This window comes from Sediminibacterium sp. FW305-C-49, assembly GCF_058231085.1.
Window position 1 is genome coordinate 121,887 of record NZ_JBIQXS010000002.1, and the last position, 20,082, is coordinate 141,968.

19 protein-coding genes are annotated in these 20,082 nt (G+C 42.2%); 8 read left to right on the top strand and 11 right to left on the bottom strand.

Going from position 1 to position 20,082, the window contains the following annotated elements; all coding sequences use genetic code 11:
* Positions 1-33: 33 nt before the first annotated feature.
* The gene (gene ubiE / locus ACH3Z1_RS07900; protein ID WP_490821344.1) at positions 34-777 is read right to left on the bottom strand and encodes a bifunctional demethylmenaquinone methyltransferase/2-methoxy-6-polyprenyl-1,4-benzoquinol methylase UbiE; all 744 of its coding nucleotides are present in this window, start codon (positions 775-777) and stop codon (positions 34-36) included.
* Positions 778-939: 162 nt separating this feature from the next.
* On the opposite strand from ubiE, the gene rsgA reads away from it, so the two are divergent.
* The gene (rsgA, locus tag ACH3Z1_RS07905) at positions 940-1,863 is read left to right on the top strand and encodes a ribosome small subunit-dependent GTPase A (protein ID WP_490821345.1); all 924 of its coding nucleotides are present in this window, start codon (positions 940-942) and stop codon (positions 1,861-1,863) included.
* 64 nt (positions 1,864-1,927) lie between these two features.
* Here the strand turns inward: rsgA and ACH3Z1_RS07910 are convergent, their stop codons facing one another.
* Entirely contained in the window at positions 1,928-3,130 is a 1,203-nt protein-coding gene (locus tag ACH3Z1_RS07910; RefSeq protein ID WP_490821346.1) for an aspartate aminotransferase family protein, read from the bottom strand.
* A 52-nt stretch (positions 3,131-3,182) separates the two neighbouring features.
* Here ACH3Z1_RS07910 and ACH3Z1_RS07915 point away from each other — a divergent pair, with 52 nt between their 5' ends.
* The gene (locus ACH3Z1_RS07915) at positions 3,183-3,695 is read left to right on the top strand and encodes a gamma carbonic anhydrase family protein (RefSeq protein ID WP_490821347.1); all 513 of its coding nucleotides are present in this window, start codon (positions 3,183-3,185) and stop codon (positions 3,693-3,695) included.
* Positions 3,696-3,747: 52 nt separating this feature from the next.
* On the opposite strand, the gene bshA is transcribed toward ACH3Z1_RS07915, so the two are convergent.
* Entirely contained in the window at positions 3,748-4,884 is a 1,137-nt protein-coding gene (gene bshA, locus ACH3Z1_RS07920) for an N-acetyl-alpha-D-glucosaminyl L-malate synthase BshA (protein WP_490821348.1), read from the bottom strand.
* Between the two features lie 172 nt (positions 4,885-5,056).
* On the opposite strand from bshA, the gene ACH3Z1_RS07925 reads away from it, so the two are divergent.
* Together ACH3Z1_RS07925 and ACH3Z1_RS07930 are read left to right on the top strand one after the other, a co-directional pair.
* A complete protein-coding gene (locus ACH3Z1_RS07925) occupies positions 5,057-6,421 on the top strand; it encodes a M20/M25/M40 family metallo-hydrolase (protein ID WP_490821349.1) in 1,365 nt (454 codons plus the stop codon).
* A 1-nt stretch (position 6,422) separates the two neighbouring features.
* Complete coding sequence (locus ACH3Z1_RS07930) at positions 6,423-6,821, top strand: DUF8785 domain-containing protein (protein ID WP_490821350.1); 399 nt, start codon at positions 6,423-6,425, stop codon at positions 6,819-6,821.
* Between the two features lie 71 nt (positions 6,822-6,892).
* Here the strand turns inward: ACH3Z1_RS07930 and ACH3Z1_RS07935 are convergent, their stop codons facing one another.
* Both ACH3Z1_RS07935 and ACH3Z1_RS07940 read right to left on the bottom strand, forming a co-directional pair.
* Entirely contained in the window at positions 6,893-7,591 is a 699-nt protein-coding gene (locus ACH3Z1_RS07935; RefSeq protein ID WP_490821351.1) for an SAM-dependent methyltransferase, read from the bottom strand.
* Positions 7,592-7,594: 3 nt separating this feature from the next.
* Positions 7,595-8,356, bottom strand: a complete 762-nt coding sequence (locus ACH3Z1_RS07940; RefSeq protein ID WP_490821352.1) for an EI24 domain-containing protein — start codon at positions 8,354-8,356, stop codon at positions 7,595-7,597.
* 49 nt (positions 8,357-8,405) lie between these two features.
* Here ACH3Z1_RS07940 and ACH3Z1_RS07945 point away from each other — a divergent pair, with 49 nt between their 5' ends.
* Entirely contained in the window at positions 8,406-9,056 is a 651-nt protein-coding gene (locus ACH3Z1_RS07945; protein WP_490821353.1) for a DNA-3-methyladenine glycosylase, read from the top strand.
* A gap of 8 nt (positions 9,057-9,064) precedes the next feature.
* Here ACH3Z1_RS07945 and ACH3Z1_RS07950 read toward each other — a convergent pair whose 3' ends face one another.
* Together ACH3Z1_RS07950 and upp are read right to left on the bottom strand one after the other, a co-directional pair.
* Positions 9,065-10,078 (bottom strand): PorP/SprF family type IX secretion system membrane protein, encoded by a 1,014-nt coding sequence (locus tag ACH3Z1_RS07950; RefSeq protein ID WP_490821354.1) that lies wholly within the window; start codon positions 10,076-10,078, stop codon positions 9,065-9,067.
* Positions 10,079-10,188: 110 nt separating this feature from the next.
* On the bottom strand, positions 10,189-10,842 hold the full coding sequence (gene upp, locus ACH3Z1_RS07955) for a uracil phosphoribosyltransferase (RefSeq protein ID WP_490821355.1): 654 nt from the start codon (positions 10,840-10,842) through the stop codon (positions 10,189-10,191).
* Positions 10,843-11,021: 179 nt separating this feature from the next.
* On the opposite strand from upp, the gene ACH3Z1_RS07960 reads away from it, so the two are divergent.
* On the top strand, positions 11,022-11,453 hold the full coding sequence (locus ACH3Z1_RS07960) for a hypothetical protein (protein WP_490821356.1): 432 nt from the start codon (positions 11,022-11,024) through the stop codon (positions 11,451-11,453).
* Between the two features lie 50 nt (positions 11,454-11,503).
* Here ACH3Z1_RS07960 and ade read toward each other — a convergent pair whose 3' ends face one another.
* Positions 11,504-13,159 carry an adenine deaminase gene (ade, locus tag ACH3Z1_RS07965; protein ID WP_490821357.1) on the bottom strand — a complete coding sequence of 552 codons (1,656 nt, stop codon included), beginning with the start codon at positions 13,157-13,159 and terminating at the stop codon, positions 11,504-11,506.
* Positions 13,160-13,290: 131 nt separating this feature from the next.
* Here ade and ACH3Z1_RS07970 point away from each other — a divergent pair, with 131 nt between their 5' ends.
* Positions 13,291-14,163 (top strand): hypothetical protein, encoded by an 873-nt coding sequence (locus tag ACH3Z1_RS07970; protein ID WP_490821358.1) that lies wholly within the window; start codon positions 13,291-13,293, stop codon positions 14,161-14,163.
* 116 nt (positions 14,164-14,279) lie between these two features.
* The gene (locus ACH3Z1_RS07975) at positions 14,280-17,423 is read left to right on the top strand and encodes a WD40/YVTN/BNR-like repeat-containing protein (RefSeq protein ID WP_490821359.1); all 3,144 of its coding nucleotides are present in this window, start codon (positions 14,280-14,282) and stop codon (positions 17,421-17,423) included.
* A gap of 62 nt (positions 17,424-17,485) precedes the next feature.
* Here the strand turns inward: ACH3Z1_RS07975 and trmD are convergent, their stop codons facing one another.
* The 3 genes from trmD to ACH3Z1_RS07990 form a co-directional block, all read right to left on the bottom strand.
* On the bottom strand, positions 17,486-18,169 hold the full coding sequence (gene trmD, locus ACH3Z1_RS07980) for a tRNA (guanosine(37)-N1)-methyltransferase TrmD (RefSeq protein ID WP_490821360.1): 684 nt from the start codon (positions 18,167-18,169) through the stop codon (positions 17,486-17,488).
* Positions 18,170-18,255: 86 nt separating this feature from the next.
* The gene (locus ACH3Z1_RS07985) at positions 18,256-18,645 is read right to left on the bottom strand and encodes an RNA-binding S4 domain-containing protein (RefSeq protein ID WP_490821361.1); all 390 of its coding nucleotides are present in this window, start codon (positions 18,643-18,645) and stop codon (positions 18,256-18,258) included.
* A gap of 46 nt (positions 18,646-18,691) precedes the next feature.
* Positions 18,692-20,059, bottom strand: a complete 1,368-nt coding sequence (locus ACH3Z1_RS07990; protein WP_490821362.1) for a dipeptidase — start codon at positions 20,057-20,059, stop codon at positions 18,692-18,694.
* Between the last annotated feature and the right edge of the window lie 23 nt (positions 20,060-20,082).

Genomic DNA, 20,082 nt, shown 5'->3' on the forward strand with positions numbered 1-20,082 from the left:
ACACTGTACAGGTAAGTAAGAGAACCAGCAGGATTACTTGCTTCCGCAATAAATAGTGCATATGCCGAAACTGAGTTTTTTCAAATAAGTTTGAGTAAATCCTGCTACATGCATAATATTTAAAAAGTTTTGCCCTTCAGGAAAGGCTTGAACACTATCGTTCAGGTATTGATAAGCATCTTTATTTTTCGCAAATAATCCACCCACGCCCGGCGTCACCACATTGGTATAAAAATCACAGAGCTTTCTGAACAGGGGTTGACTGGGTCTTGAAAACTCCAGTACCACCAATTTACCACCTGGTTTTAATACCCTGTACATTTCTGCCAGCCCTTTGTCGAGATGTGCAAAATTCCGAACCCCATAGGCTACTGTCACCGCATCAAAATGATGATCGGGAAAATGAATGGTTTCGCTGTCGCCTGTTTGTAATGCTATCGCGTCATTCAATCCCAGCTTTGTAAGCTTTTCTCTTCCCAGCGATAACATTCCTTCAGATATATCTATGCCAATGATCTTCTTGGGTTTCAGCATTCGATGGGTCATGATGGCCACATCGCCTGTACCTGTTGCCACATCCAATACCAGTTGCGGTTGAAGCGCTTTCAATTGCCTGATGGCTTTTTTTCGCCACTGGATGTCTACACCCGCTGTCAGAAACCGATTCAGAAAATCGTACCTGAATGCGATGCTGTTAAACATTTCTGCCACCTGTTCCTTTTTGCCCTGTTCACTCTGCCGGTTAGGAACAACCTCATCATGCGCAAACTTTGCCATAAGGAGGCAAAGATATTGAATTCCGGCCTGAAGGTCAGCCATTGTTGACGCACAGACCCTAAAACAGGGGTTAATGTTTCGCAAATATTCAATTTACGACCTATTTCAGCATATTCACATAGATACAGTAAAAGCCATGATCGCTTGCTATCTTCGCAGTTAATGAGAGCCAGCATCTATAAATCTACCGGCAGTTGGTACGTAACCAGGGGGCAGGATGGGAAAACCTACCAGGCCCGTATAAAAGGGGTAATGAAGATAGAAGGCATTACTTCTACCAATCCTATAGCCGTGGGCGATGAAGTGGAAATGCAGATTGAAGATGTACAGGAAGAGTCGGCCATCATCAGCCAGATTTACGACAGAAAAAACTATGTAGCCCGTGTTTCACCACATAATAAACACCAGCATCATATCATCGCATCGAATCTCGACCAGAGCCTGCTTTTTGTAACATTGAAAGAACCTAAGACCTCACAGGGCTTTATGGATCGTTTCCTGATCTCCTGTGAAGCCTACCACGTACCCGCCATTATCGTTTTTAACAAAGCAGATCTCTATAAAAAGAAAGAACTGGAGAAGTTTGAGCTGCTCAAAGAAATTTATGAAGCCATCGGATATACTGTCCTGTTATGTAGTGTAACAGAACAGAAAGGGTTGGATGAAGTAAAAGCATTGCTGCATAACAAAACTTCTTTATTGAGTGGACATAGCGGCGTAGGGAAGTCAACTTTTATCAACGCACTTTTTCCCGAATTTAACCTGCGCACACAGGAAGTAAGTGGTTGGAGCGGAAAAGGCATGCATACCACCACTTTTGCAGAAATGTTTGATCTACCCGGTGGCGGGCGTATTATCGATACACCCGGCATCCGCGAGCTCGGTCTGGTTGACATCAGCAAAGAAGAACTCGCTCATTATTTCCCCGAAATGAGGGAGCAGATGCAAGGCTGTCAGTTTAACAATTGTATGCACATTGATGAGCCAAACTGTGCCATTAAAAAAGCTGTAATGAAGGGAGTCATTTCTGAAGAAAGATATATCAGCTATCGTACTATTTTGGATACGATGGATAGTGAATGGTGAGACGGGAATGGTGAATGGTCAATGGTGAATAGTCAGTTGGGAGTATTTTTTTACTCACTACTCACTATTGACTACTCACTACCTCATCAATACTATGCAGAATAATCCCGCAAACCTGCTTCAATTCTTCTGCAGTAATAGTTAATGGTGGTGCAATTCTCAGTCTGTCGGGGGCAAAAAGAAACCAGTCGGTGATCAATCCATTTTTTACACACTGGTGTACTATTTTCTGATTGGTGACTGCATCTTTAAATTGTAATGACATCCATAAACCATGAGAAGATTTACTGACAATGGCAGGATGATTCAGTGCTGATTGTAAGATGGTTTCTTTCTCTTTTGCGGATGCTATCATGTTTTCATTGATCAATACTTCAAAAGCGGCTTTGCCAGCAGCACATGAAACCGGGTGTCCACCAAAAGTGGTGATATGACCGAGCACGGGATCATATGTAAGTGTAGACATTAATTTTTTGTCGGCAATAAATGCACCCAATGGCATGCCGCCGCCCAGTGCTTTACCCAGTAATAAAATATCAGGAACCACTGCAAATTGCTGAAAGGCCCATAAAGTTCCTGTTCTGCCGAAGCCGGCCTGTATTTCATCAAACACCAGTAAAACACAATGATCATCGCATTTTTTGCGGATGGCTTGTAACCATTCTTTACGGGGTGCTTTGATGCCGCTTTCTGCCTGCACGGTTTCCAGTATGACGCAGGCAACGGTTGAATCGATGGCTTCAATTACAGCATCGTCATCGTATGTATAATGATGAATATCTGGTAACAAAGGTCTGAATGCATTGCGCCAGTATTCACCACCCATGATACTCAGAGCACCCTGTGTGCTGCCATGGTAGGCATCGTTGAAAGCAATTATTTTTGAACGGCCGGTAATTCTTTTGGCCAGTTTCATGGTACCTTCGGTCGCTTCGGCACCGCTATTGGTAAAATAAACGCAGTTGAGTGTTGCAGGCAGGTGATCGGTTAACAGTTTGGCATACTGTACCTGTGGACTTTGAATAAATTCTCCGTACACAATGAGATGCATATACGAAGCTGCCTGTTCCTGTACAGCTTTAACAACATTTGGATGGCTATGACCAATATTGCAGACACTGAAACCGGAGATCAGGTCAACATATTGTTTACCATTTGCATCCCATAAGTGAATACCTGAGGCTTTCACCATTTCAATACCAATGGGAGCAGATGAAGTTTGTGCCACATGCTGCAAAAAAACTTGTCTGTTAGAAATACCACTCATTTTACTAACTTTCATTAAAGTTCAACATTCACCACCCGAAATTCGATATTTTATGCCAGTTATTCTTCCTGTTCTTGGTAAACATCCCCAGTTAGGTGAAAATTGTTTTATTGCGCCGAATGCCACCATCGTAGGAGATGTGATCATGGGTGATGATTGCAGTGTGTGGTTCAATGCAGTGGTTCGTGGTGATGTGCATTATATCAAAATGGGTAATAAAGTAAATATCCAGGACGGGGCGGTTATTCATTGTACCTATCAGAAAAATCCAACCAATATTGGTAATAATGTCTCCATCGGACATAATGCACTGGTACATGGATGTACGATTCACGATAATGTACTGATTGGAATGGGAGCCATTGTAATGGATCGTTGTGTGGTGCACAGTAATTCCATTATTGCAGCCGGTGCTGTTTTATTGGAAGGTACGATAGTGGAAGCAGGTTGTATTTATGCGGGTGTTCCTGCCAAAAAAGTAAAAGATGTATCGCAGGAACTTATCCATGGTGAAATTGACCGGATATCCAATAACTATGTAATGTATGCTTCATGGTTTAAATAGTAAGGGGTGATTGGGTAGTACATAGGTCTATGGACTATAAACTATGAGCTAATTAGCAAGGCCCCATTCTGCAAAAGCGGCTGTATAATTTTTCGTAAATCGGGATGATATTTTTAATGTCGAACCGGCAGGCCTGCTGATAGGCAGACTCTTTCATGCTTTCCAGTTTCTTTTCATCTTTCAATAATGCTATGGCATACCTGCTCATGGCAGCAACATCTCCAACATCGGCCATATAACCTGTTTCTCCCTGGGTGTTGATTTCGCTTAACCCGCCAGCATTGGAACTGATGACGACCGATCTGGCAGCCATGGCTTCCAAAGCAGCCAAACCAAAACTTTCATATTCTGAAGGAAGCAGGAAAACATCACTCACGGCCAGTATATCTTCCATCTGTTCCTGTTTGCCAAGGAAGCGAACATCATCTTCAATACCCAGTTCGCGTGATAGTTCTTCCATGCCTGGTCTTTCCGGTCCATCACCAACCATGAGTAATTTCGCAGGCATTTCATTTCTTACTGCAGCAAAAATCTGGATCACATCTCCCACGCGTTTTACTTTTCTGAAATTGGAAGCGTGGATCAGAATTTTTTCTCCATTGGGTGCTATCACTTTGCGGAAAGCATCAATGGGTTTTTTGTTGAAACGATCTACATCTACAAAATTGTGGATCACTTCAATTTCTTTGTGGATGGGAAAAAATTTATAAGTTTCTTCTTTCAGGTTCTGTGATACAGCCGTAATAGCATCACTTTCATTGATGGAAAAAGTGACTACGGGTTCGTAAGTTTTATCTTTTCCTACCAGGGTAATATCGGTACCATGTAAAGTAGTAATAACAGGTACATTACGATTGGCCTTCTGTTTCACAATCTGTTTAGCCATATAAGCGGCGGAAGCATGTGGTATGGCGTAATGTACATGTAGTAGATCAAGATCGTGGTTCATGATTACATCAACCATAGTACTGGCAAGCGCCACTTCATAAGGCGGATAATCGAACAATGGGTAAGTGGGAACCCTCACTTCATGATAAAAAATATTTGCATTGAAGACATTCAGTCTTACCGGTTGCTGGTAAGTAATAAAATGCACCTGGTGTCCTTCATCAGCCAATGCTTTTCCTAATTCTGTTGCCAGCACCCCGCTACCCCCAAAAGTGGGATAGCATACTATTCCGATACGCATGTTTCTTAAGTTTATGGACGATAGTCCATAGCCCATGGTCAATAGTTTTTGTACTATAGACCATGGACTATGAACCATGGACTATTCCTACTGCAAGTAACAACAATTCCACGAATCCTGTTCTCCGTTCATATAACTGGAAAAAACATGACAAATGATTAACTTTAGCACTATGAAAAAAACATTCTTTTTATTATTCCTTTCACCCTTGGTTTTATGGGGGCAGCAGGATGATGCTGGCATGATTAAAAAAATATCAGATGAAATATTGCGTAATGGTAAAGCTTATGACCTGCTCTACCAGTTAACCAAACAGGTAGGTGGACGAATTGCAGGTTCTCCGCAAATGTATAAAGCCGAAGCCTGGGGTGAGAAAGCTTTGAAAGAAATGGGGGCCGATCAGGTATACCTGCAGGAATGTATGGTGCCCCGTTGGGTACGTGGTGCCAAAGAAGATGCACGTGTAATGAGTATTGATGGCAAATCTGCAAATCGGAAACTGGATGTGCTGGCATTGGGTAATTCACTCGGTAATGGCAAGCCGGTAACCGCAACGGTGATCGCTTTCAACAGTTTTGAAGAAATGGAAAAAAGAAAGGCAGAAGTAAAGGGTAAGATCGTTTACTTCAATCATTCTTTTGATCCGACCAATATCAAACCTTTTGTATCGTATGGACAAACAGGTGTTTCGCGCAGAGCAGGTCCGAGCGCAGCGGCTAAGTACGGTGCAGTAGGGGTAATGATTCGTTCACTTACCGAATCAACTGCGAACGACCCGCATACAGGCAGTACTGCGTATAATGACTCTTTTCCTAAAATTCCGGCTATTGCTATGGGACCAAGAGATGCAGATTATATATGGGAGTTGAGTAAGAAGTCCAGCTTTACGGTAACCATGAAAACCAGTGCTAAATTTTTGCCTGATACCATCGGGCATAATGTGATTGGTGAGTTGAAGGGAAGTGTATATCCGGATGAAATTATCACCGTGGGTGGTCACCTTGATAGCTGGGATGTAAATGAAGGAGCACACGATGATGGAGCAGGAGTGGTTCATACGATTGAAGTCATGCGCGCACTCAAAGCCATTGGCTATACCCCCAAACGTACCATTCGTTTTGTATTGTTTGCCAATGAAGAAAATGGCATGCGAGGAGGTAACAAATATGCGGAAGTGGCAAAAACAAAAAATGAAAAACACATTTTCGCGCTCGAAAGTGATGCTGGTGGATTTACACCGAGAGGCTTTGGATTTACAGCGCCCAAAGACAAACACGATAAGGCACAACAATGGTTGCCATTACTAAAACCATACGGAACAGAAGATATGTCGGGCAGTGGTGGCGGAGCCGATATTGGTCCATTGAACAGAAGCTTTGGTACACCTATTGCCGGATTTATTCCCGATCCACAACGTTATTTCGATCTGCATCATGCCCGTACAGATGTATTTGAAAACGTGAATAAAAGGGAGTTATTACTGGGTGCAGTAAATATGGCGGCACTGATTTACCTTGTTGATAAATACGGTCTCTAATATGAATAAACGAAAGATTCTCTGGACCATTGCTACCGTGCTGTTCCTGGCACTGGTTATATTTATTTACTGGCGTTACTTTTTTGTTTATGCAGAAGGTACAAAGGCAGGATTGTTAAATACTTTCCAGAAAAAAGGAGTGTTGTTTAAAACCTGGGAGGGGAAAGTAATCCAGAGTGGGTTCAGGGCCAATGTGCAGAGCAATGAATTTGATTTTAGTGTAACCAGTGAATCAGTTGCTGAAAAATTATTGCGTTGCTCTGGTAAAGAAGTAGAACTGCGTTATAAAAGATATATCGGCACATTACCCTGGAGAGGGTTGGAGCGCAATATTGTTGACAGTGTGTATGAAGTAAGGGGCGCTGCAACAGAAAGTATCATTGCTCCCAAACAACCATAATTTTTTCTTCCCCTTTTCTATCCTATCCCAGCCCAGGACTTAAGTCCTGGGCTGGGATAGGATAGAAAAGGTTATGCATGTAATAAAAATATAGCCAGCCGTTTATGAATATCTATGGGCTGTTTCTTCCAGTCCAGTATACTTTTGGTTTGAATGGATTCACTAGCTGCGGTGATGTCTACTGCGATACAGAGTTTGGTTTCCTGTTTACAGGCCTGAAGAAGATCATTGATCAATGCATTGTTGCGGTAAGGTGTTTCAATAAACAGTTGCGTACAGTTTCTTTTATATGAATCTGTCTCCAGTTCCTTTATTTTCTTCTTTCTTTCAACAGCATCAATCGGTAAATATCCGTGAAACTGAAAGCATTGTCCATTCATGCCACTGGCCATCAAAGCCAGGAGGATGGAACTGGGCCCAACCAATGGTTTTACCACTGCATGTATTGCCTGGGCAGCTTCCACCAGCACCTGTCCGGGATCTGCTATGCCCGGACAACCGGCTTCGCTAATGATACCAATATTTTTTCCTTCTTTTAATAACTGTATAAACTGAGACCTTACTTCTGCTTCTGCTTTGTGGATAGCAAACCATTGGTAATCATCAATCACCATTTCTCTCCATATTTTTTTCAGAAACCTACGGGCTGTTTTTTCCTGCTCCACAAAAAATACAGAACAGTCTTTTACTGCATCCAATATATAAGATGGGATGGTTTGTAACGCATCTTCATGTAAGACAGTGGGAATAAGATAAACTTTGCCAGTCATGCTTTATTTCTTTGCGTTGACGGGATAAGTGCTGAGTGTTGCTGCAACCACTGCATAAGCAGGAGCAAGTATCCAGCCGATAACCGGAACCACATGCATCATATAAAAAACAACACCATTACCTAATGCCAGTCCTTTGTGATGACCAATATAAAATATACTTTCTGCAGGTGTTTTTTTCTGACGCTCCATACTGTAATCAAGCATAGAGAATCCGTAATAATAACATTCAACCAGAATGGCAAGAATAGGCGTGAGCCAGCCTACTAATGGTATTAAACTCAGGAATAAAATAGCAAGCACATACACCGTTTGCCATACACTGTTTCTGAGAGCAATGGAAATACCACGAAGAATATCTTTTCCAAGTTGTTTAAAACTGAAAGGGTAATCCTTTCCTTCAATGATAGAAGCTGTTTTTTCGCTCAGGTAAGCGAAGAGGGGAGAGCCAAGGATGAGAAATAGATATTTAAACAACGAAAAATACAAGAGCATCAGCAAAAGCCATAATAAGGCTGTGCCGAATACAAAAAGAAACCCTATAAAACTACTGGATAGCTCATCAATCCAATTACGTAAACCGGTTTTGAGTGTCATCCATTCTATAAAATCAGAAGCGGTTTGTCCGAAATAATACATACCCGTCATAAAAAGAAGGGTATACAGAATGCCTGGTATTAATATCCATTTCCATAGTTTATGGCGCACAATAAAATGATGTGCCCGGATATAAGATTGTATGGCTATGATGAGTTCTTTGAGCAACGGGGGATTTTTAGATGCACTAAGTTAATGTATTCATTATGTTTATCAAGTGAAAGCTTTAACTGCATATAAACGGCAACAGTTACCAGCCTCTTTTTATCAGAGGAAAAATGTATGTACGGTTGCAAAAGAACTGATGGGAAAGCTGCTTATTACCTGTTTTGATCATCAGCTTACTGCAGGTCGTATCGTAGAAACTGAAGCCTATAATGGTATTGTTGATAAAGCCTCTCATGCTTATGGTGGACGTTTTACCAGCCGCACAGAAGTGATGTACAGGGCTGGCGGACTTGCATATGTATATCTATGTTATGGTATCCATCACTTGTTCAACGTGGTAACCAATGCAGAAAATGTACCGCATGCAGTTCTTATCAGGGGAATTGAACCGGTTGCCGGTATTGAAACGATGCTGGAGCGGATGCGGAAAACAAAAATGGATCATTCGGTTGGCCGGGGGCCGGGTAATGTATCAAAAGCGCTGGGTTTGCAGGTGATACATTCGGGAACCGATCTTTTGGGAGATTCAATATTTATAGCTGACGACAATTATCGTGTTGCGAAATTTTCCCTTATTGCTACACCACGAATAGGCGTTGATTATGCAGAAGAAGACGCTTTGCTGCCTTACCGTTTTATCATAAAAGATCACCCGCATGTAACCAAACATGTCAATAATAAAAAGTCAGGGTTAAGCTGATCAAAGTACTAGAACTTCGGACAGTTTACAATTTTGTCAGAAGAGGGTCTTCTGATGTAGATAAGCGAAAGCTCAATACCGCCGCGGTTCATAGAAGCTGTTCTCAATGAAGATGAATTGTAATCGTAGCTAACACCCAGCCTGAAGTCATCAAATTCAAGTCCTACATAAGGAATGATGGCATCTTTAAAACGCATCCAGGAACCTACATATAAGCTGGTTGATTTAATATCATCTGGGTTGGCATTGAATTGAAGTGCTGCGCCAAACATGGTGGAAGAAGCACCTCCCTGGAACATTTGCATCCCAGTCATGTGTAATGTAGTGGCAGGTCCCACAGGAAAATAAGTACCTGCATGTATGGTGGTTCTGGCAGGCAGAATATAGTTGGCACCGGTAAATTCCTGTTTTGGACGATTGATATGATACATACTCACGCCCAGGTAAAAATTATTCCGTTCATTGGTACTGCCATTGTATAACAGACCTGCATTGATGTCTACATAATTCGCTTTCAATGTGCCTGAATTGAATACTTCGGAAGTAACACCCGTAAACCCTGCAGTGGTTAGCTGATCCTGGAATTTCAGCATATTGGTATTAATCAGCATATTGGCATAAGTAACCTGAAATCCCGCACCGAGCTGGTGCATTCCATCTTCATCCAAACCTTTGTGATAAGCTGTTGAAACAGCCCCGTAATTGAATTTAACAGCGCCATTAGCACTATTGTCAGTATAACCCATGAAGCCAAGTCCCCAGGTATCATTACTTGAAATCTGATTTTTCATGATCTGGAAATCTGCCGAAGCAGTAGCTGTGGTATAGGCTTTTTCGATACTGGGCCACTGGTTACGATAATTACCTGCTACCCGGTAACTACCAAAGAATTTACCTGTAAAAGCCGGATTTAAGGTGAGAGGGGAAGAGAAAAACTGTGAAAAATTAGGGTCCTGTGCTGATGCAGAATTCATCAACAGTAATAAAAATCCCAGGCAGCTTATTTGGTACAGCTTTTTCACTCAGCGTCTAATTTAGGGTAATCTGGTCGAATCAAATACGTGTATTAAGAAGATTAGGTTGTTCTTAACGCAGTGGATTGACCAGAAAAAGGGGAAGAGCGCTGCTCCGGTCAGGATTGATTTTTGGTGCCAAAAGCCAGATCACCGGCATCACCCAGCCCCGGAACAATATATCCTTTGGCCGTTAGTTCATCATCGATATCGCCACACCAGATATTAATATTGTCGCCACATTCGCGGTGAATGAGTTCAATACCAACGGTACAGGCAATGGCCACTACCACATGAAACGCTGAAGGTGTTCCCTCATCTTTCATGTATTGTATGGTTTTTACGATTGATGAACCTGTTGCCAGCATCGGATCACTGATGATGACAATACGGTTATCAAGTGAAGGGCAACTCATATATTCCAGACTGATCTCGAAAGATCCGTCGCGGTGGTGTTTGCGATAGGCAGATACAAAAGCATTATCGGCCTTGTCGAAATAATTCAGCATACCATTGTGCATGGGTAAACCAGCCCGTAAAATGGTAGCCAATACCGGCTGTTGATCGAGTCGCTTGCTTTCATGGGTACCTAATGGGGTAGGCACTTCAACAATGCTGAAAGGCATTTGCTTACTGATTTCATAAGCTGCAATCTCACCAATACGTTCAAGGTTACGGCGAAAACGCATACGGTCGCCCTGGATATTGACATCTCTTAATTCAGATACCCAGTTGCTGACAAGACTATGTTCCTGACTAAGGTTTACGATCATGACTCGGAAATATAAGGTTGGAAAAGGCTCCAAAACTAAAATCTATCTGCTGGAATGAGAAATTTATGTTTGGAACTGTGCCATCTGAGACTTTTGTTTGAAAAAGCCAAATTCGCATGTCCTCTTTTAACGCTATAAAAACAGGGAAAAACCTAATTTGGTGAAAATTACGCACCCTTATGCAAAAAATCGCGCTTGTACTAGCTGCCCTGGTTCTGCTGGCTGCCTGTAAAAACGACAAAAAAGAAAAGGATTTCGATAACAGCAGTTATGAAACCGTAAAAGAAACCCTGGCTGAAAAAGAGAAAAATAACCCCAAACGCTTTTTGATGGTAAGTAACTCAGATCGCAAAAACCTTATTGGACAAACAGTGGTGAAAGGATCAATATCAAATAAAGCAACCGTTTGCTGGTATAAAGATGTAGAGCTGCGTTTATCTTTTTACAGTAAGACAGGTGTTAAGTTAGATGAAGGACTGGAAACCATTTATGAAAATATCGGCCCGGGAAAAACCATCAAATTCAAAACCAAATATTTTGCACCAAAAGGAACAGATAGTGTAGCCATCAATGTAAATAAAGCAACTGGTGATATATCATCAGCAGATTAATGTTTGATTTAGATATCATCAAACTTAATAGTACACAATGGTCTTTGGCTTTATATTATCAACTCAAAACGATCTCCGTCAAACAAGCCCTTATCACTCAGTTTAAGATGTGGGATAACCAGTAAAGCCATAAAACTCAGCGTCATAAAAGGTGCCTGTAATGTGGAACCGAGTCCTTTTGCCATACGGTCAATACTGGTATAGGCTTCGGCTACTGAGTATCCGTCATCGGTACTCATCAGCCCTGCAACAGGCAGTCCCAGCACCTGTTGATGACTGGCATCAGCGTAACAACTTACACCACCTCTTTCTCTGATGACAAGATTAATAGCGGCTGCAAGACTTTCGTCGTCAACACCCACTGCTACAATATTATGACTATCGTGTGCCACTGATGATGCGATGGCTCCCTTTTTGAACCCCATATTTTTGATAAAACATTTTGCTACAGGTGCCTGGTGATAACGGTTAACCACCACCATTTTCAATATATCTTTTTCTGTATTGGGGATCCATTGTCCGTTTACCAATGTACCTGGCAGGTTTAATTTATTGGTGATGAGTTGTCCGTCAAGCGCTTCCATTACCGGAATCAGACCATTAGTTGATGGGTAAGCATTTTCTGTAATGATAAGGTCATCAGCCGAAACCGGGTTACAATCGAACTGATTAATGCTGGTTGAAGGAACTCTTTCAATCAATGTTTTTCCATTCTTAGCTACCAGTGTTCCGTTGATATAGGTTTCCAATACTTCAAACGTCGTTAGATTTTTTACTACTATAAAATCTGCGGGATCAGCTTCCTGTAATAAACCAATCGGTAAGCCGTAATGTAGTACCGGATTAATACAGGCTGCTTTCAGTACATGAAATACATCAATATTTTTAGCCACTGCTCTGGCGCAAAGTTCATTGATATGACCACTCACCAGACTATCAGGATGTTTGTCATCACTGCAGAAAAGCATATGATTGGGGTGGTCTTCTACCAGATCAATCAACGCTTCAAAATTCCGGGCGGCACTCCCTTCACGGATGATGATTTTCATGCCATGCTGTAATTTATCAACGGCCTCTTCCAGTGTAAAACATTCGTGATCGGTTGAAATGCCAGCTTCAATATACTGTTTAGCCTGTTCGCCTCTTAAACCGGGCGCATGCCCGTCTACAGGTTTACCCACTTTATGGGCAGCTGCAATTTTTTTCATTACTTCCGGGTCCTTGTGCAATACACCCGGGAAATTCATCATCTCGCTCAGATAAGCAATTTCAGGTCTTTTTAAAAGCGCTTCTACGTCTGTACTGTCGATCATGGCACCTGCTGTTTCAAAAACAGTTGCAGGAACACAACTTGGGGCACCAAAATTGAATTTGAATGGTACTTTTTTACCATTCTCAATCATATAATCAACACCTGCTACACCACAAACATTGGCAATTTCATGTGGATCGCTCACTGTTCCTACGGTACCATGAACCACTGCTAGCCGGGCAAATTCGGAAGGTATCAGCATGCTGCTTTCAATATGAACATGACTGTCTATAAAACCCGGCAGCATAAACTGGTCAGGCACTTTACTGTTGTTCTCCAGTTTTTCAATCGAACGAATCATTCCATCCTGTACATGAATAGTGGCCGGATAGATTTGTTTTTTGCCAATATCTACAAGTTGCCCTGAAACGGTAAAGCTGCTGTTCTGATCCATGATGCGAAGATAATTCATCTGCAGATGAACTAATATCCTGTTGGTTTCCCCCGCTCATCATATCTTTTACTTAATCCTGATATGGTAGCCAAACTGTCTGTAAGTTTACAAACGATCGAAAACAACATACAATGAAAAAACAAATTCTGACGAGTAGCCTTTTATTACTGGTACTTTTTAGTTCCGCACAAACAGTGGAAGAAGTGATGACCAAATTTGAAGAGGCCAATGGTGGAAAAAATAAGCTGAAAGCCATCAAAACCCTTCAGATGGAAAGTGTGATGAAGATGAATATGATGGGTCAGACTTTTGATATCAACCTGAACAGTATTCGCGAACGTGGCAAACTTTACCGGAGACAGATGGGCGGAATAATGGGTATGGGTAACTCATGGACCATGGTTACTGATACAGCAGGCTATATATTGATCCCTTCTATGCCCAATTTTGGCGGTGGCGGTGGTTTTGGTGGCGGCCCAGGCGGAGGTCAGGGCGGACAAAGAGGTGGGGGTAATGCTCAGGGAGGGGGTAATGGAGCCAGCATCACAAAAATGACCGATGATGATCTTCGTAAACAGCAACATGAACTGGATTGTGCAGGTGCATTCTCCATGCTGGTAGACTATGCTAAAAAAGGTTATACAGCAGAATTGCTCGGAACAGCAAAAGTGAATAAAGAAGAATGTTATAAAGTAAAGCTGACCATGAAAGATGGTCTTACCGGTACTTTCTATATCAACAAAAATAATTTCCTTGTACAACAGGTGGATGCCGCAGATGAAATGGCTGCAGCCATGACTGGTTTTGGTAGTATCATGCGAATGATGGGAGGTGGCCGACGCAGTCTCAAAGTATCCATTCAGTACAGTGATTATAAAGAAATAGCGGGTATCAAATTTCCCATGAAACAATTGATCAGTCTGGGATCTGTTGAAACCCTGATCGAACACCTTGATATCAAACTGAACGAACCGGTAGATGAAGTGTGGTATAAAGTGAAATAAACCGAGAAACAGAGGAATATCCAATAATCAATTTCGAAGTTGGACATTCTCTGTTTCTCTGCTCTGCTGTTTTACATTTTTCTTCGTACATTCCCTATCCAATTTCAATACTGCATATGAAAAAACTTTACTGGCTGCTTTCTGCGGCTCTTCTGCTTGGTACAATGGTACAGGCACAGAAACAGGATAATAAAAAGTCAACTGTAGCTCCAACTCCTGCAACAGATCCTGCTGAAACATTTTTTTCCAAACTAAAATACCGGTTGGCTGGTCCCTTTAAAGGTGGACGCAGTGCCGCTGTAGCAGGTAGTTTTAAAAACAAAACCACTTTCTATTTCGGTGCCACAGGTGGCGGACTTTGGAAAACAACTGATGGAGGTAGTAACTGGAAAAATATTGGTGATAAATACCTGGGAGGTAATATTGGCTCTATTGCCGTAGCGCCTACCGATGAAAATATTATTTATGTAGGTGAAGGTGAGAATACCGTTCGTGGTAATGTGGCCGAAGGATTAAATGGCATGTGGCGCAGTGACGATGGAGGACGTACCTGGAAAAATCTGGGTTTAAAAGAAGGGCGTCATATCATCCGCATCATCGTTCATCCGCGTGACCCTAATACCGTTTGGGTGGCAGCACTTGGACATTTATTTGGTCCGAATGAAGAGCGCGGTGTGTTTAAAACAACAGATGGTGGTAAGAGCTGGAAAAAGGTGTTGTATGTAAATAACCAGACCGGTGCTTCTGACCTTGTCATTGATCCGGTAAATCCGAATGTAATGTATGCGGGTATGTGGCGATTGATACGTACACCGCATAGCCTTGAAAGTGGTGGAGATGGAAGCGGTATTTATAAAAGTAATGATGGTGGAGAAACCTGGACCAATATCAGCACAGCCAAAGGATTTCCCAAAGGTGTTTGGGGTATTGTAGGAGTAGCAGTAGCTCCTTCCAATACCGATAAAGTATATGCCATCATTGAAAATGCAAATGGTGGGTTATACACCAGTAACGATGCAGGAGAAAGCTGGACACTTACCAGCAGCGACAACAATATTCGTCAACGGGCATGGTATTACAGCAAAGTGTTTGTTGACCCTAAAAATGAAAACCTGGTTTATGCACTGAATGTTGGCTTCATGCGTAGCCGTGATGGTGGCAGAACATTTCAAAGTGTAAATACTCCACATAGTGACCACCATGATTTATGGATTGATCCTGAAAACGGAAATCGTATGATTGTGGCTGATGACGGTGGTGGACAGGTAAGTTTTGATGGAGGAACGAACTGGAGTACCATGGATAACCAGCCTACGGGCCAATTCTATAGGGTGTCTACCGATAATGCACATCCATATCGTATTCTTGGAGCCCAGCAGGATAATTCCACCATTCGTATGCGAAGCCGTACCGCCGGTGCAGGTATCACAGATCGTGACTGGGAAACAACAGCAGGCTCTGAAAGTGGTTATGTAGTAGCCGATCCGCTGAACCCTGATATTGTTTATGGAGGAAACTATGGTGGTTATCTCGCAAGGCTCGATCACAGAACCGGAGAAAACCGCGCCATCAATGTCTGGCCCGACAACCCGATGGGAGCTGGTGCCGATGTATTGAAATATCGTTTCCAGTGGAACTTCCCCATTTTCTTCTCTCCACATAATCCTAAACGATTATACACCGCAGGTAATCATCTTTTTGTAAGTGAAAATGAGGGACAGAGCTGGGAGATGATCAGCCCGGATCTCACGACAAATGATAAAACCCGTCAGGCATCAAGTGGCGGACCCATTACCAAAGACAACACATCGGTTGAATATTACTGTACCATTTTTACTGCTGCTGAATCGGTCCTGGAAAAAGATTTGTTGTGGACAGGTAGTGACGATGGCTTATTACATATAAGCAAGGATGGCGGCAAGAACTGGGAAAACGTAACACCTGCAGATGCTGGTAAATGGATGATGTGGAACTGTATTGAAACCGATCCGTTTAAAAAAGGAACAGCTTATGTAGTAGGTACAAAATATAAACTGGATGATTTTGCGCCTTATATCTTTAAGACAGAAGATTATGGCAAGACCTGGAAAAAAATCACCAATGGTATCGACAAAATGCATTTTGCCAGAGCCATGCGTGCTGATAAGAAAAGACCCGGTTTATTGTATGCGGGAACAGAGTATGGTATGTATATCAGTTATGATGATGGAGCCAACTGGAAAAAATTTCAATTGAACTTACCTGAAACACCCATCACCGATTTAACGATCAAAGAAAATGACCTCATTGTTGCTACACAGGGCCGCGCTTTCTGGGTATTGGATGACCTGAGTGTGGTTCAGCAGATGAATGCATCTGTGCTGGATAAAAATCTGCATGTATTTGATGTGAATCCTGTGTACAGATCTGAAGGTGGAGGAAGAGGCAGGAGAAATTTTGGTGGAGTTACTACCAATATGGGTACCAATCCTGCATCTGGTGTAGTGATCAATTATTACCTCAAAGGGATTACAGACAGTTCGAGGGTGTCTATTACTGTTTTTGACAAACAATCAAAACCCATTCGTACATTCAGTAAAAATGCAAGAGAAGCTGCAGATAAAATTGAATTCGGAAACGGCATCAACCAGTTTGAGTGGGATATGTTATATCCACCTGCTGAACGTTTGGAGGGACTGATTTTATGGACAGGTGGTATCGGTGCAGCAAAAGCGGCTCCGGGAAAATACAAAGCACGTATCCGTTACGGAAAAGATTCTGTAGATGTTCCTTTTGAAATCAAACCGAATCCAAATTATGCTACTACAGAAGCAGGGTACGATGAGCAACTGACTTTCCTGTTACAGGTACGTGATAAGTTCAGTGAAGTGCAAAGGGCTATCAAAAATATCAGAGCGTTGAGGGCTCAGATGACAGAATTTACAGGCAGAATGGATGGTAACAGGGAGATCAAATCTTTTGCTGACAGTATCAATAAAAAAATTACTGCGGTAGAAGAAGCGCTTTACCAGACCAAAGCAAAAAGCAGCCAGGATGTTTTGAATTTCCCGATCCGTTTAAATGATAAACTTTCCGGATTATACGGAGTTGCTTCAAGCGGACAAAATCCGCCAAGCAAACAGGCGAAGGAAGCCTATGCAGAAATGGCAGCCCAGGCAGATGCCGAACTCACCAAGCTAAAAGCGGTGATGGATAACGATGTAAAAGCACTGAATAAACTCATCAATGAGAAACAGGTACCTGTAATCAATATTAAATAAGTAGTAAAAAAGTAAAAGCCACAGATTCGCTGATTGAATCTGTGGCTTTTTCATATCCGACATCAGAGATCCGACATCAAATCCGGTCTCCTGTCTTTAGTACGTTGAACAGCCTGCTCATATCGCCAATCATCTACTTTTTTGGGATCACCCTGAAGTAATATCTCTGGTACTTTCATGCCCTTGAAATCTGCAGGACGGGTGTACACGGGTGGCGCCAGTAAATTATCCTGGAAAGAATCGGTGAGTGCAGATGTTTCATCATTTAACACACCCGGAATCAAACGACCAATGGCATCTACTACAACTGCTGCTGCCAGTTCTCCTCCGCTTAATACATAATCGCCAATAGAAATTTCCATGGTTACATATTGCTGCCGAATACGTTCATCGATGCCTTTATAATGACCGCAGATGATGAGTATATTTTCTTTTAAAGAGAGCTGGTTGGCTGCACGCTGATCGAAACGCTTGCCATCGGGGGTCATATAAATGATTTCGTCAAATGGCCTGTCTTTTTGTAATTCATCGATGGCGTTGGCCAATGGTTCACACATCATCACCATGCCTGCTCCACCACCATACTGGTAATCGTCAACCATCCCATATTTATTCACGGCCCATTTGCGTAACTGGTGAACATGTACTTCCAGTAACCCTTTTTCCTGCGCCCTTTTCATAATACTGTGCGCAAACGGACTTTCGAGTAATTCAGGTAAAACGGTTAGGATGTGAACATGTAACATGTAGCAAAGGTAGGGAAGATGTTACAAGAATGTGATCAAGCTGAATTACCTGTTTGTGGTGTATTCTTAAGGACTGGTTATGCAGATTAGTCAGCTAAAAAATCTCCCAGATCTCTTCTTTGTTTTTTGGTAGGTCTGCCAATTTTACTCAACCGTTTACCGGTTTGGTAAGTGGCAGCTTCAAATTTTACACGGTCCAGTTCTTCTGCAGGGGTAATATCAATATAAAATTTGATGGCTTCACTGTATTGTACCCGGTGATCCAGTAAACCTGTTACTTTTACCACCCAGCGTTTGGTTTCTGTTTTCACTTCATATTCATCACCGATGCTAACTATGCGTGATGCTTTTATGGCTGTGCCAGCCAATTTTACCTTCCCTTTGCTGCATGCATCACCTGCCTGGCTCCTTGTTTTAAACAAACGAATAGCCCAGAGGTATTTATCAATCCGTAATTTTTCTTTCACTTCATTCATAACAAAAACAAAACAGGAGCAAATATAGATCTGCTCCTGTTCTTATTTATTTTCCTTCCGCATAATATTGGTGGAAGTAAGGGATGGTTTCGATACCCTTGTAAAAATTAAAAATATCGTACTTCTCATTTGGGCTATGCAGGTTATCGCTGTCGAGACCAAAACCCATGAATACAATTTTCAATCCCAGTTCTTTTTCAAATAAAGAACAGATAGGAATACTGCCTCCGCCACGAACCGGAATAGGCTCTTTACCAAATGTTGTTTCAATGGCTTTTGCAGCAGCGCGGTATTCATTGGAATCGATGGGTGTCATATATGGTTCTCCACCATGGTGTTCATGTGCATTTACCGTAACGCCTGCTGGTGCGATGCTGGTGAAATAATCCAGTATTTTTTTGGTGATTTTTTCTGATGACTGATTAGGTACCAGACGGCAGGAAATTTTTGCAAATGCTTTTGATGGCAATACTGTTTTTGCACCTTCACCGGTATAACCACCCCAGATACCATTTACTTCCAGTGTAGGACGAATACCTGTTCTTTCATTGGTAGTATAACCTTTTTCGCCCCATAGCTGTTGAACACCCAGGTCGGTTTTGTATTCGCTTTCGCTGAAAGGTGCTTTGGCCATTTTAGCGCGCTCTTCTGCTGTTGCTTCTACCACATCATTATAAAAACCGGGTATGGTAATATGATTGTTTTCATCATGGCAGGAAGCAATCATTTTAGCCAGCATGGTAACAGGATTGGCAACAGCGCCACCATATACACCGCTATGAAGATCGCGGTTGGGGCCAGTTACTTCTACTTCTATATAGCTCAGACCTCGCACGCCAATATCAATGGAAGGAGTATCCATACTTAACATCGAAGTATCGCTGATGAGTATAACATCGGCTTTTAATAATTCTTTATTCGCTTTTACAAAAGTAGCCAGATTAGGGCTGCCCACTTCTTCTTCACCTTCAATCAGGAACTTTACATTACAGGAAAGGCTGTTGGTTTGCACCATGGTTTCCAGTGCTTTTACATGCATGTAAAACTGGCCCTTATCATCGCAGGCACCACGGGCATATATTTTTCCGTCTTTGATTACCGGTTCAAAAGGCCCACTGTGCCAGAGTTCCAATGGATCCGCAGGCTGCACATCGTAGTGACCATATACCAGCACGGTTGGTTTGGATGGGTCAACTATTTTTTCTCCATATACAACGGGGTGTCCGGCTGTTGGGTAGATATGAGTTGTATCGGCACCCGCTTCCTTCAAACTTTTTTCAACGGCTTCAGCACAACGAATCATATCTTCTTTGTGTTCACCTCTCGCACTTATGCTTGGTATGCGCAACAGGTCGAGTAACTCATTCAGAAAACGATCTTTGTGTTGTTGCTGATAATCTTTCCAGGCTTGCATAGCAATGGTATTTTGTGAGGCTG